This is a genomic window from Hydrogenophaga sp. (assembly GCF_026125825.1).
Classification (GTDB): domain Bacteria; phylum Pseudomonadota; class Gammaproteobacteria; order Burkholderiales; family Burkholderiaceae_C; genus Hydrogenophaga.
The window spans coordinates 1-13,484 of the sequence record NZ_JAHCKK010000059.1; the positions used below are offsets into that span (position 1 = coordinate 1).

At 64.5% G+C, this 13,484-nt stretch carries 11 protein-coding genes; 2 read left to right on the plus strand and 9 right to left on the minus strand.

Annotation, left to right across the window (positions count from 1 at the left end):
• Positions 1-209: 209 nt before the first annotated feature.
• The 7 genes from KIT86_RS17280 to KIT86_RS17310 all read right to left on the minus strand — a co-directional run bounded on the left by KIT86_RS17280 (position 210) and on the right by KIT86_RS17310 (position 9,113).
• Complete coding sequence (locus KIT86_RS17280) at positions 210-899, minus strand: glutathione S-transferase family protein (protein WP_297400598.1); 690 nt, start codon at positions 897-899, stop codon at positions 210-212.
• 88 nt (positions 900-987) lie between these two features.
• Positions 988-2,538, minus strand: coding sequence for a hybrid sensor histidine kinase/response regulator (locus KIT86_RS17285; RefSeq protein ID WP_297400600.1), 1,551 nt, complete (start codon positions 2,536-2,538; stop codon positions 988-990).
• Positions 2,539-3,207: 669 nt separating this feature from the next.
• Entirely contained in the window at positions 3,208-4,251 is a 1,044-nt protein-coding gene (locus KIT86_RS17290; RefSeq protein WP_297400602.1) for a 3-oxoacyl-[acyl-carrier-protein] synthase III C-terminal domain-containing protein, read from the minus strand.
• 6 nt (positions 4,252-4,257) lie between these two features.
• Positions 4,258-5,502: a porin gene (locus tag KIT86_RS17295; RefSeq protein WP_297400604.1), complete on the minus strand. Its 1,245-nt coding sequence runs from the start codon at positions 5,500-5,502 to the stop codon at positions 4,258-4,260.
• A 218-nt stretch (positions 5,503-5,720) separates the two neighbouring features.
• Positions 5,721-6,104 (minus strand): metal-sensitive transcriptional regulator, encoded by a 384-nt coding sequence (locus tag KIT86_RS17300; RefSeq protein WP_297400607.1) that lies wholly within the window; start codon positions 6,102-6,104, stop codon positions 5,721-5,723.
• 91 nt (positions 6,105-6,195) lie between these two features.
• A complete protein-coding gene (locus KIT86_RS17305) occupies positions 6,196-7,149 on the minus strand; it encodes a complex I NDUFA9 subunit family protein (protein ID WP_297400609.1) in 954 nt (317 codons plus the stop codon).
• A 5-nt stretch (positions 7,150-7,154) separates the two neighbouring features.
• The gene (locus tag KIT86_RS17310; RefSeq protein ID WP_297400644.1) at positions 7,155-9,113 is read right to left on the minus strand and encodes a lytic transglycosylase domain-containing protein; all 1,959 of its coding nucleotides are present in this window, start codon (positions 9,111-9,113) and stop codon (positions 7,155-7,157) included.
• Positions 9,114-9,200: 87 nt separating this feature from the next.
• On the opposite strand from KIT86_RS17310, the gene KIT86_RS17315 reads away from it, so the two are divergent.
• Together KIT86_RS17315 and KIT86_RS17320 are read left to right on the plus strand one after the other, a co-directional pair.
• Entirely contained in the window at positions 9,201-9,851 is a 651-nt protein-coding gene (locus KIT86_RS17315; RefSeq protein ID WP_297400611.1) for a 5-formyltetrahydrofolate cyclo-ligase, read from the plus strand.
• Positions 9,852-9,949: 98 nt separating this feature from the next.
• Positions 9,950-11,374, plus strand: a complete 1,425-nt coding sequence (locus KIT86_RS17320; RefSeq protein ID WP_297400613.1) for a hypothetical protein — start codon at positions 9,950-9,952, stop codon at positions 11,372-11,374.
• Between the two features lie 38 nt (positions 11,375-11,412).
• Here the strand turns inward: KIT86_RS17320 and KIT86_RS17325 are convergent, their stop codons facing one another.
• A complete protein-coding gene (locus KIT86_RS17325) occupies positions 11,413-12,330 on the minus strand; it encodes a DMT family transporter (RefSeq protein ID WP_297400615.1) in 918 nt (305 codons plus the stop codon).
• A 4-nt stretch (positions 12,331-12,334) separates the two neighbouring features.
• Complete coding sequence (locus KIT86_RS17330; protein WP_297400617.1) at positions 12,335-13,363, minus strand: LysR substrate-binding domain-containing protein; 1,029 nt, start codon at positions 13,361-13,363, stop codon at positions 12,335-12,337.
• Positions 13,364-13,484: the final 121 nt, after the last annotated feature.

Sequence of the window (13,484 nt, forward strand, 5' to 3'; positions counted from 1 at the left end):
CCAAGCGCGGACTTCACTGGATTGACACCCGCTGCAAACAGGCTTCCGCTCCGTGTTGAAAACGGAGGCCAAAAAACAGCAACTCGATGCCTAAAACCGACGCTTCGTGGCGGCGTTGTTGGGTGGCCACGGAGAAGGGCTCCGGCAAGCATCTTTAGGGTGTCGGAGCCCCGCCACACATTTCGCGCCGTGCCGGGCGCGCGGGCGCTTTATCGGCCCAGCCGGTACGGCTCGTCGAAGTCGATGAAATCGTGCTCGGCCAGCGCTTCGTCCACCCAGGCCTTCACCCCGGGCAGCGCCCGCACGCGCGCCACGTAGGCAGCGAGGTCGGCGGGCACCGGCAGGTCGTAGGTGGCGATGCGCATGCACACCGGCGCGAAGTACGCATCGGCGATGCTGAACGCACCAAACAACAAAGCCCCGGCTGGCTGGGCCGCCAGCAGCTCGCTCCACAGGCCGCACAGGCGGGCCACATCGGCGCGCACATCGGGCTTGTCGCGCCAGATCAGGCGGCCCACCTCGGGCAGCGAGGCCTCGATGTTCATGGGGCAGTGGCTGCGCAGCGCGCCAAAGCCGCTGTGCATCTCGGCGCACACGCTGCGCGCCCGCGCCCGGGCTTTCACGTCCTGCGGCCAGAGCTGCTTCTCGGGAAAGCGCTCGGCGAGGTACTCGGCGATCGCCAGCGTGTCCCAGATCGCAAAGCCGTCGTCCACCAGCACCGGCACCTTCGCCACCGGGCTGATGGCGCGCAGTTCTTTCTTGAAGACCGAGTTCACGTCGAACGAGTCGAAGCGGACCATCTTCTCTTCAAACGCGATGCCCGCCTGCTTCATCAGCACCCACGGGCGCATGGACCAGGACGAGTAGTTCTTGTTGCCGACGTAGAGCTGAAGTGCCATGGACAGAATCTCCTGAAAGAAGCGCCCATGGTAGAGGTTTGACGCGCGCGCATTGATGCCAAAACGCCACGCGATTGATTCACGGCGGCTAGGGCTTGGAAGGCCCGTTGGCGCCAGAGGCCGCGCGCTCCGGGTGCAGCACCTTGAGCAGCGTGGTGCGCAGGTGCGCGTCCGAGAAGGGCTTGGAAACGAATCCGTCCATGCCCGCCTCCAGCGCCTGGGTCATGTGGGTGTCGCAGAGGTGGGCGGTCAGCGCGATGAGGGGCAAGCGCCGTCCCCCTGTTTCGGCACTGCGCAGTGCCCGTGCGGTCTGCACGCCGTTCATCACCGGCATCTCCATGTCCAGCAGCGCGGCGTCGAAGCGCTCGTCCATGCACGCCAGGTCCAGCGCCTCCTGCCCGTTCTGCGCCTCCACCGACTGGATGCCCATGGTCCGCAAATAGGCCACGGTGATTTTCCGGTTGGACGCGCAGTCGTCGGCCACCAAAACCCGCTTGCCCACCAGCCGGCGCGCAGCGCCTTTCAGCCGGGTAGCCTCCGCGGCGGTCTGCATGCCCGCCTGCAAGGTTCGCAGGAGCTCGGTCTGTGAACAGGGCTTGCTCACAAAGCCGTTCATGCCCACCTTCTCGGTCTTGACCTGCGCCACGTAGGCAGACTCTGCCGTGTAGGCCACGATGGCCACCTCTTCATGGCCGGGCGCTGCGCCCTGGCGAATCTGCTCGGCCGCCGCGTAGCCGTCGAGCACGGGCATGTCCAGGTCCATCACGACCAGGTCGTAAATGCCCAGCCTGAGCTTCGTAATGGCCTGGGCGCCGTCTTCGGCTTCGTCCACACGCGTGGCGATGCCCTCAAGCGCCCTGCAGGTCGACTGGCGCACAAAGGGCTGGTCGTCCACCACCAGAACGCGCTTGCCATCGAAAAACGGCACCGCCTGGCTCATCACCTTGTGCTCCTCCAGCTGGATTTCCGCCTCCGAGATGGGCGGGAAGAGCAGGGTGAACTCCGTGTAAGACCCCAGCACCGAATTGCAGACGATGTCGCCGCCAAAGGCTTGCATGGTGCGCTGGCAATAGGCCAGGCCCAGCCCCGTTCCCCCGGCCTTGCCCGCAGAGACGAAAGAGCCGAAGAGCTTGTTCAGCATTTCGGGCGCGATGCCCGGCCCGGTGTCGCGCACCGTCACGCAGGGTGCATTGACCGTGATCAAGAGGGTGGCCTGCGGGTACTGCTTGAAGTAGTAGAGCGCGTTCTTGATGAGGTTGAACAGGATGAAGATGTACGCGGTCTCGTTGACCTTGATGGTGAAGTCTTTCCTGACCTCCAGCGTGACCTTGTCGCGCTCGCCCGGCGAATCGAAGCTGTACTCCTCCACGGCCTTGGAGGTGGCCTTGCTTGCGCTCAGGTACTCGAAGCTGGCCCGGTCGATGGGTTTGCCGCTGACTTCGTTCAGGGTCATCCCGATGATCTGCAGGCCGCGGTTGATCGAGGTTTCGCCCTGGGCCAAGTGGCGGTAGATCGCGTTGAGGTCGGCCGGGCTCACGGTGGGAGGGGCGGTGTCGGGCTCCACGTGGGCGATGGGGCGGGGCAGCAGGTTGCGCATGCTGTGAAGGCTGAAGCGGATCTGGCCCAGGGGGTTGCGCATTTCGTGGGCGATGGAGCCGGCGAGGGCTCTCAGGCTCTTTTCTCGCTCTTCAGCCGCAATGCGCAATTCTTCGGCACGTACACCTTCTTTGAAGCCGTGAGTGAAGATGCTCCCGGTCAGCAATGCAAAGCCCAATAGTGGTGAAAACTCTAGAAATTCTTGATAGTTGGATAGAGAGTGGCCTGGAGGTGAAGAAATCAAATAGATCAGGAGCCCCGATACGGTGCCGATGGTAAGAGATGCGAGAACGGAGGTGATTCCTCGCAAAAAAAGTGGCAGCACAAAAATAACCATCACTCCACATGTGATGTAAATTTTGCTGAAGTCGCTCATCAGCATTAAAAAGGTGAATATGGCGGGCAACCCCAATGTGATAGAGGTAAACCAATAGATTGGTACCCATCGCTCCAGTGCTTTTGGAGCGTGTTTGCACAATGGCAGGGCGGCAAAGAGCAGTGCGCAGGAAAATCTGAAGTAAGTGCTTTCGTAGGGTTGGGGGAATATGTATACCCAAATGAACCAATAGATAGGATGACCGATTGCCCCAATCCATCCTACAGAAGTTAAGGTTTCTTTGGATAATTCATAGTCCTGGCTGATCTTCCTGCGAAAATCATATGCAAGTCCGAGGATTGTGTTTGCCATATTTTTCCACCTTTGTAGATGATTTCAGAACTGGAAATGCATGGTGGAAAATGACATTCCAGCACTTCCCTGCCAGCCCAAACAGCTTTGCTGCTTTTTTAGCAACCCTTGTTCTTGTGCTTGTGCCAATCCAACAGGAATTGATGCTGTGGCAATATTTCCTGTTTCATGGGAGGTGTGAAAGATTTTCTTGGCAACGCCCACGATGTCTCCGTAGTTTGTCCATTGTTCGGACGATGAGGTATGGGTGAATACCCAATCCATGTCATTGGGTGTTAGTCCTGCGTCATGGAAAACCTTCACAATTTCATGAAGCCCTTGTTTGTGAAGAGCAGCGCCGTCAGAGCTGAACTGAAATTGACCGCCAGTAGATTCAATCTTTTGTGACGGCTCGCAGAATGACTCCCAGCCAGGCAATGAGACGGTGCAAAGATCACTCCAGTCCGGGCGATTGATAAAGGAGAAATTGAAGTTGGTGGGGTTCTCGTTGTCTAGCAGAGTGACGGCGATGGCCTCGCCAATAGAGAAACTCGGAAGTTTGTAGCTGAAATCTTCCTTGGACTCCAAAGAGAAATTCTTCGGAAAAATGGGTCCTCCATCAATCACGTTGAACTCCATGTTCACGATGGCCGCCTTTTTCACCGAGCCGGCTTTCATCTTGTCGTTGACGATGTCCATGCTGGTGATCCATCCCATGCAGGCGTCGAGCACATCGAAGTTCCGGCATCGCAAGCCCAGGCTGTGGGCCACAAAGCAGCTGTTGGCGGGCTCGACGAATCCGCGCGCAACGCCGGTGTAGATCAGCAGGTCGATCTCTTCTTTGTCGATGCCGGCCTGCTGCAGGGCCCGGTCGAAGGTGGCTTTCATCAGTTCGATGGGGTGCTCGCCCTCGGCGAGCCAATGCCGCTTCTTGAAGCCGCTTTTTTCGAGCAGCCGACCGATGGTGCGCAGCGTCCTGGGCAGGTCGCCGTTGAAGGTGTCTTTGGAGTGGTGCTCGATCAGTTCGAGCACGTCTTGGTTGGTGACAACGCGCGAGGGAAGCGTTGCTGCAATGCCGGCAATGCGCATGGGTGGTTACCACGCGTACACAAAGCTGGCGCCAAGGAGTTGGCTGGAGAGCTTGTAGCTCGCGTCCAGGCTGGCCGAGTTTCTGGTGGCGTTGGCGGCGAAGTTGCTGCGGGTGTTTTTGAAGAATTGCCGGGCGTAGGCGAGGTTGACGCTGGCGCGCTGGTTGAGTTTGTACTGAGCGCCGATGCTGGCCCAGGTGCGGTCTCCGGTGGGCAGGCGGGGGTTGCGCATGTCGTCGGTGACGGCGTCTTTTTCGTGGGCCAGGCCGGCGCGCAGCATCCACTGGCCATTGAGTTTGTGGTTCACGCCAACGGAGGTGAGCACGCTGTCTCTGAATGGCAGCGGCACTTCGAGCCCGCCACCGGCGGGGCGGATGAACTGGATGCGGAAGACGGAGACGCTTGACCAGCGCGTCCAGCGGATGTCGCCGACCCATTGGGTTTTTTCGTTGGCCTGGTAGGCGGCGCCGAGGGTGAGCATGTCGGGCATGGTCCAGTCGACCTGGCCGGGCACGGTGGTGATGGCGCCGGTGGTGAGGCTGGTCAGGTTGACGTCGCCGCGCAGGCTGTACCGCATGGCAGAGCGGTAGCCCAGGCCGAGTTTGAGTTCGGGCGTGGGTTGCGCGAGCACGCCCAGGGTGAAGCCGTGTTGGTGGTCTTTGCCCCGGTACACGCCGTAGGCGGTGGGCGAGGTGTTGCGCGATACGGTGGCGGCCATTTGCTCGTATTGCAGGCCGGCGCCCACGGCCAGGGTGTCGTTGATCTGGTAGGCCAGCTGGGCGGTGGCGTTGAGGGTGTCGATGTCGGTGTCGAGTGCGTGAAACCGGCCGAGCCAGCCTTCGGGGTAGGTGGTGCGCCATTTGAGGGGCGACGTCACGCTGGCGCCGAATGTCCAGCTGGCGTTGATGGGGGTGGAAAAGTACAGGGAGGGGGCGGAGACGGTTCGCCCGCCCGAGGCCTGGGTCTGCCCGGTTCTGGGGATGTTGTCGCTGAAGGTGGAGCTGTAGGCGGTGGCGTCGATGGTGGTGTCGACGCTGGTCAGGCCGAGGTGGATTTGCGTGGTCTGGGTGGCGCGCAGGGTGGCGGGGTTGAAGAAGGTGTCTGAGTTGTCGTGGCTGCCCGTGGCCGATCCGGCGAAGGCGTTGCCGAGTGCGGAGGGGCTGGCGCCTTCCATGGAAAAGGCGCCGGCGTGTGCGGCGCCGGTGCTGACCAGAATCGTTCCCAGGCAGACGAGGTGGCGTTTGAGGTTCATGAGGGACGGTGAGTGGTTGAGGGGCGGGGGGGCTCGGGGCGCCATGAAGCACGCCGCGCGCGGGCGTACACGGTCCCCGCGGTGGCAGTGGGGCCACGGGGCTGTTTGGTTCGGTTTGCTGGGGGGCTGCAGCACCCAGGTGCAGAGGGGAGGGGTGCCCGGCTGTGCTGGGAGGGCGCACGCCGGCCTGGATTCATCGCCGCGAGGGGATGAATGCTTCAGGCGTATTTTTCAAGAATGCGGGTGGAGCGTTCCACTTGCAGGAAGGTGTTGATTTCGGACTCCGATGCCGTGATGGCTTCCATGACGGAGCAGGCCATCATGCGGTAGAAGGCTTTGTCCATGGCTTTGCGCACGGCGGCCATCTGCTGGGCCACTTCTTCGTAGCTGCGGCCGTTTTCAAGCATGTCGATGAGGCCCCGCACCTGGCCTTCGATGCGTTTGAGCCGGTTGATGATGTCGCGCAGGTTTTCGGGGCGGAAGTTCGGGTCTTCTTCGGAGGTGATGTCTGTCGGGGTGGCCGGGTTGTCCGGGGTGGCTGGGGCGGAGGTGGCCGAGGTGGCGGGGCGGCGTTTGGACTTTGGGGAAACGGGGGCGGCCATGAGGGTTCCTGTCGGTTAAAGGTATTCATTTTTGCCACACGCGGGAGTGTGCCAAAAAAATACCCCGGCCCCCAAAGCCGGTGGTTTGGGCTCAGCGGCCGGCGCCGTGCCGGTAGTCGAGCAGCTGGCTGCGCCCGCCGCGGTCGCCGAGGTAGGTGGGCGCGACGCTGTGCACGCTGGCGGGCCGGATGCCGAGTGCCGAGAGGTCGGGCCACTGGCGGGAGGCCACGTTGTCGATGGTCATGGAGTCGAGGTTGTCGCGGCTCATCACGGGGGCGCCGGGCATGAGTTCCATGAGGGCCGCCTGCAGGCGGGCCAGTGGCGCGGGCAAGGGGAGGAGGGGCCGTTGCCGGCTGCCGCAGCGCCCGGCGATGCGCACGAGTTCGGCCAGGGTGAAGACATCGGGCCCCACGCATTCGAAGGTCTGGCCGGTGCTGCTCATGGGGAGGTCGCGGTCGCGCAGGCAGTTCACCACGGCTTGGGCAACGTCTTCGACCCACACGGGCTGAAAGCGCGCGTTCGCGCCCGCCAGGGGCACCACGGGGAGCACGGCCTGCAGGCGCGCGAAGAGGTTGAGGAAGCGGTCGTCTTTGCCAAAGACGACGCTGGGCCTGAGGATGGTGAGTTCGAGGCCGGCGCCGCGCAGCACTTCTTCGCCGCGTGCTTTGCTGCGCAGGTAGCGCGAGGGGCCGTCGAGGCTCGCGCCGAGGGCGCTGACGTGCACCACGCGGCGGATGCCGTCGGCCGCGCAGGCTTCGGCCAGCGAGAGGGGCAGTTCGACGTGCACGCGCTCGAAGTCGTTTTCGCTGCCATGGAGGATGGCGACGAGGTTGACGACGGCGTCGTGCCCGTCCAGCAGGCTGAGGAGTTGCCCGGGGTCGTGCACGTCGGCTTCGAGCACGGTGACCCGGGGCAGGTGTTGGACGTGCGCGGCGTTGGCGGCGCGGCGGGTGGGGACGGTGATGCGCCAGCCCTGGCGGTGCAGTTTTTCGCAGAGGTGGCGGCCGATGAAGCCGGTGCCGCCGAGGACGAGGACGTTCTTCATGGAGATCAGGGCAGGTCGGGGTTGGCGGTGGGGGCGTTGCCGGGGCGGGGGCCCACGGTGCCCAGCCGCGCGCGCAGCGACTGCGGCTGGCCGGTGATGAGCGCGGCGTAGTTGGTGGTGTTGGCGAGCACGCGTTTGACGTAGTCGCGTGTTTCTTCGAAGGGGATGTTTTCGGTCCAGACTTCGCCGGGCAGCACCGGCCCGTTGCGCCACTGGCGCGAGCGCCCGGGCCCGGCGTTGTAGGCGGCGGCGGCCAGCGGCAGGGAGCCCTGGAAGTCGTCGAGGGCGAATTTGAGGTAGGCGGTGCCGATCTGGATGTTGGTGTCGCGCTCGGTGATCTGGGCAGGCTTGAAGTTGGTCAGGCCGATTTTGTTGGCGGTCCAGCGCGCGGTGGCGGGCATGACCTGCATGAGCCCGGAGGCGCCGACGCCGGAGCGCGCGTCGGTGATGAAGCGGCTTTCCTGCCGGATGAGGCCGTACACGTAGGCGGGGTCCAGGCCGATTTCGGTCGCGCGGCTGACGACCTGGGCGCGGTGTGGCGTGGGGAAGCGCTGTGTGTGGTCCATGGATTCGGGCGTGCGCAGGCTGGTGTTGATGCAGCGGTCCCACAGTTCGTGCTGGCAGGCCAGGGCCGAGGCGGCCAGCAGTTCGCGCTCGCTCATGCCGCCGGGGGTGTGCAGGCCCACGGTGTAGTTCCACTCGCGCACGCCTTCGCTGCGCAGGCCCAGGCGGATGGCGATGAGGGCGCGGCGCAGGCCGGGGTTGTTTTGTGCGGCGGCCACTTCTTCGGCGGTGAGCGGCGGTGGCGGGGCCGGTACGGTGATGGGCCGGCCGAGTTCTTCCAGGGCGAGTTGTTCGTAGAAGTCGCGGCTGGAGGCGATGCTCTCGAAGAGTTCGCGCGCCCTGGCCGAGGCGGCCACCGGGTCGGGCAGCTTGAGTGCCTGCACGGCGCGGGCTTCCCAGTACACCCAGGCCGGGTCGCTTTGCTGGGCTTCGCTCATGGCGGCCACGGCGTCGCGCACGGCGCTCCAGGAGCCCGCGCGCATGCCCGCGCGCGCTTTCCAGGCAAGGTGCTCGTCGTGCATGTAGCGGTCTTCCCCGTTGGCGAAGTAGCCCAGGGCCTCGGCTTGCAGTTTTTGCGCGGAGCGCTTGCCGATCACGCCCCAGGTCCAGCTGCGCTCTTCGCGGGTGAGCTGGGCTTTCCAGCGGGTGCGGTCCATTTCAAGCGCAGCGGCGGTGGGGTCGTTGGCGGCGAGGCGGATGATGGCCAGGGTCACCAGTTCCTTGGTGCGGGGCCGGATGGCGGTGAGTTTCTCGTCGAGGTATTTCGCCGGGTCGCTGGCGATGCTGTCGACGGTGGCGCTCAGGTCGGGGTCGAGCATGGCCACGGCCTGCGTGGCCACGCGAGCGCGGTTGGCGTCCATGGCAAGGCGGGCGCGCTGCCACACGGCCTGAGGTTTGAGTTGCCCGGCGTCGAGCAGGAACTTGGCGGCGCTTGCGCAGCCGTCGTCGGCCTCGCGCTGGGCGTGCCAGTTGGCCTGCACCAGGGGGGCCACGGCCTCGCCGCTCGCGCGGCCGGTCATGGCGTCGCGCATCAGTGCGTAGCAGCGCACCTGGCGGTCGTCGTTCATGCGAAAGCGCGGGAGTTCGGCGTCGAAGTTGGCCCAGTCGCGTGCTTTGCCGAGTTGCAGCAGCCAGTCGTTGCGCAGCCTGTCTTCCCAGTAGGTGCCGCCCATGCGGTCGAGCGCGGCGCGGATTTCCACCGGTGTGGCGATGTCCAGCCGCGAGCGGATGCTCCAGTAGTTCGCCAGCGGCTCCAGTGTGTGGCCGCGCACGGCGGGCAGCAGGTTGGCGAGCTGGAAGCTGTTGCCGCGCGTGTAGGCCGCGCGCATCTCCAGCAGCGCGGCGTCGCCCCCGCTGGTGGCTTGCGCCAGGGCAAGGCCCGGTGTCACGAGCGCCGCCATAATGAGCCGCAGTCCCAGCTCTTGAAAGCGTCGGCCGATGCGCCGCGCGCTGCCCTGTTTCTCATCAACCAGATTCATGTGTCGATTATGGACAACAAAGACGGTCAGAGCCCCCACAAACCCCACGCGTTGCAGGCAGAAGGATCGGCGGCTGCGCTGAAGGCCGAGTGGCGAAAATCGCTGATTGAAAAGCGACAGTCCCTGGCCGACCGCGCCTGGCGCAACGACTTGCTGCAGCGGGTCATGCGGGTGTGGCTGATCCACCGGCCAGACACGGTGATCGGTGCCTACTGGCCGATCAAGGGCGAGTTCGATCCGCTGCCCGCGCTGTTTCGCTGGCAGGAAGCCGGCCTGGAGGAGGACGCGCAAGGCCAGCAGCGGCACCGGCGCATTGGCCTGCCGGTGGTGAACAAGGTGGACAAGACGCTGACGTTCTACACCTGGTACCCGGGTTGCCCGATGGAGGAGGACGCCTACGGCATTCCCAAGCCCAAGGACACCGAGATCGTGGTGCCGACGCTGATTTTTGTGCCCTGTGTGGGCTACGGCCCCGGCGGTTTCCGCCTGGGTTACGGCGGGGGTTTTTACGATCGCACGCTTGCCAGCCTGAATCCCAAGCCGTTCACGGTGGGCCTGGGCTACGACTTTGGCTGGCTGCCGTACCTCAAGCCAGAGATTCACGATGTGCCTCTGGACGCGATCCTGAGCGATACGGGGGTGATGTGGCCTGAGCGCTGACAGGCCCCCGCGCCGTGTGGCTCGCACGGCGAACCGGGGGGGGGCGTGGGTCACTCAGGTCTTCCAGCGACGTGCTGGGCATCCAAGACCATGTGACCATGAACTCTTACCCCATTTCATCTGGCCGCAGCGGCCATGTCGCGTTGATCGAAGCCGGCATCAGCGACTCGCCCAATCGCCTGCTTTCCTATCAAGACCTGGCCAGCCTGATGCAGGACAAGCTGGGCAAACTCTTTTCGCTTGAAGGTCCTTTTTCGAGTCTGGCGGATTGCCGCTCGGTGTTGGAGGCCGTCAACCGCGGGATCAACGACGTGGACCGGCCACGGCGTGAAGAGACGCTGGGCGCGCTGCGGGCCATTTGCCATGAGCTCCAGCGTTCGGACCCGGATGGGGTGCAGTTCAAGGAGATTGACGCCGATCTGGAGCACGCGATCAGCCAGTGGGCCTGGCCATCGAGCAAGTTGAAACCCAACGTGGTCATGAACCTGACGGAGTTTCTGGCCGAAGAGGAATTGCGGGCCGCTGGTGCGCTCAACCGGGCATTCAGGAAGGCCACCGAAGGCCGGCGGTTGGCCCGGCAGATCAGACGCCATTTCTCGGTGGGGCGGCCACAAGGTGACGTCATCCGGTCGTTTCAGAAGTTTCTGGCGCGAATCAAGTCCCTCGATGGGTACATGCAGCAAGCCCCTTTGATGTCCTTGTCGTGGCAGATCAGTGATCTCAATGACCTGGACGACAGAACGAAGGTGTTTGACCAGATTCTGTGCTGTGTCGAGGCCATGCCGCCGGATTTCCGCTCGAAGCCGCTGATGGCCCTCGTGCAGCTCTTCTTTGATATCTGGGAAGAAGACCGGCCCGAGCGATTCGATGCCATCCTGAATCTGGTCAATGACACGCCGTTCGATGAGAGATGGCCCGTGCTCAAGGAACTGGCTGGGTCATTGAGCGATCTCAGCGGTGAGTCGGTGACAAGCCGGTTTCGCGCGCTGTGGGACGTGGCGAATGAGATGCCGCTGGCTCGGCGCAGCGAATTCCTGGTCACCTTGGTCGAAAAACTGAGCTGCATTCCATCTAAAGGCATGAAGGCGTGGTACGAGCAGTTCCTGCAAACGACCCCGCTCTTGCCCGCTGACGCGCAAGAGGCGATTCTGACGGCGTTGGCGATCAAATGCGCGGAGCTTCCCGAGGAGGTCACGAAGGACGGGCTCCACGCGGTTTGTGATGGCGCGAAGACGCTGCCCGATGCTCAGCGAGCACCGGTACTGGCTTGCCTGGCTCGCCATCTCGTGATTTTGTGGCGGGACCGCACATCGCTGCTGCAGGTGCTCAACGCGATCCTGGCGTCGTTGGAGACGATGGCTGAAGGCCGGGAAGAGGTGTTGATCGCGGCTGCCAATGGCCTGTATTTCTTAGGCGGCGAAACCAAGTTCCTGGCGAGTAAGGCCATTCTGCAGTTTGCAGACCAACTTGCGCCGGAGCAAAGGGCGCGCGTGCAGGCGCGGCTGGAAACCAAAGGTTTCTAGGCGCGACTTTGACGTTCCGATGAGGGCTGCCGGCGCTGCTACGGATGATCGGCGTTGGCGTGCACGTCGGTGATGCGCTTCTCGCGCCGCACGAGGTAGAGCCCGCTACTCACGATGATGGCAGCGCCCACCCAAGTGTGGGCGCTGGGCAGGCTGTGCCAGATCAGCCAGTCCAGCCCCAGGCCCCAGGCCAGGGCGCTGTATTCGAATGGGGCCACGGCTGAGGCTTGGCCGTGGCGGAAGGCTTCGGTGATGGCGAGCTGGCCGCAGAAGCCGGTGATGGCCAGTGCCGCCAGCAGCAGGGTGTCGCTGCGGCGGATGGGTACCCACTCGGCCCATGAGAGCACGCCCGCGCCAAGGGCCATGAAGACCATCATCCAGAACACCATGCTTTCGCTGCTGTCGGTGCGGGTGGCCAGCCGCCCGGTGACGGCCGCGACCGCGTAGCACAGGGCGGCGCCCAGGGTGGCGAGGCCGCCCACGGTGACGAAGCCGGCTTGCAGGTCGTCGCCACTGGGCCGCAGCGCGATGAGCACGCCGACGAACCCGATGGCGATGGCCCACCAGTGGGCTTTGGGCACGCGCTCTTTGAGCACGGGCACCGAGAGGGCGGTGATGAGCAGGGGCGAAATGAAGAACAGCGTGTAGGCGGCAGACAGGGGCAGCTCGCGCACGCCGATGGTGAACAGCGCCAGCATGGCGATACCGAGCACGCCGCGCAACAGGTGCAGCGGCCAGCGGATTTTGAGCAAGGAGCCCCAGGCGCGGCGCCACGCGATGTAGAGCAGCACGAGGGGCAGCGCCGTGAGGCCGCGCAGGGCGGCGATCTGCAGCACCGGGTAGGTGGCCGAGAGGGTTTTGAGCACGGCGTCCATGAACGCGAAGAAGCCCACCGCGACGAGCATGAAGGTGATGCTGCGCAGGTTGCCGGCGGCGAGGTGAGGGGAGGCGGTCATGCGCTCAATCCATCTGGTCGACGGTGTCGGGGTCGGGCACGTCGCCGATGGCCTCGCGCGTTTCGGCGGCCTGCTTGAGCAGCCATTCGCAGAAGGCTTTCACTTCGGGCCGCTGCGCGCTTCGGGGGGCGACCAGCAGCCAGTACACCAGGGGCGAGTCCAGCCGTGTCTGGGGCAGGGGCTCGACCAGGGCGCCGCTGGCCAGGCTTTCGGCCACCAGCGGGAGGCGGGCGAGCGCCACGCCCTGGCCGGTGAGTGCGGCCTGCACGATCTGGTTGGCGTAGTTGAAGTACATCCAGCGCTGCGGCGAGAGCTTGGCCGGCGTGGCGCGACCGCCACGCCGGCCGGCCGCGGCGGCGGGCTTGTGGCCGAAGGTGTCGAGCCAGCGTTGCCAGGTGAGCCATTCGAGGTGGCGGGTGCGGTGCGCGTCGCCGGCTTCGATGAGGGCGCAGCGCGAGAGGTCTTCGATGCTGTGGATGGGCTGCGTCTTGAGCAGCCAGGGGCTGGCCACGGGTGTGAGTTGTTCTCCGAAGAGGCGCTGCGCGTCGGCGGGCATGGCTTGCGGCACGGCGTAACGCAGGGCGAGGTCGACGTCGGAGGTGGCCAGGTCCACGGCGTTGTCGGTGGCGTCGATGCGGATGTCGATGTCGGGGTGGTCGCGCTGGAAGGCTTCGAGCCTGGGGATGAGCCACATGGAGGCGAACGAGGCCCAGGTGGTGATGGCCACGCCTTTGCGGCCGGCGCTCTGGCGGATCTGGCGCACGGCCGCGTCGACGCGCTCCAGCGCCATGCTGGAGGCGCGCAGCAGTTGCGAGCCCGCGCTGGTGAGTTCGACGGCGCGCGTGTGGCGCAGGAAGAGGGCGGTGCCGACTTCGTCTTCGAGTGCCTGGATCTGTCGGCTGACGGCGCTTTGCGTGAGCGAGAGTTCTTCGGCGGCGGCGCGGAAGTTGAGGTGGCGCGCCACGGCTTCGAAGGCGCGCAGGTGCCCGGCGGCGATGGGGCGGGTGCGGGGGTGGCTGCTGGTGAGCTGCATGGGGGCTCCGGGCATTGATGCGGTAAGCGAATCAATAGCTTACTGCGTATTCATTGGACTCAGAGGGCGTTGGGTCCGAACATTCATTCCCAGGATGAGCCATCGTCCCTATTCCAGGAGC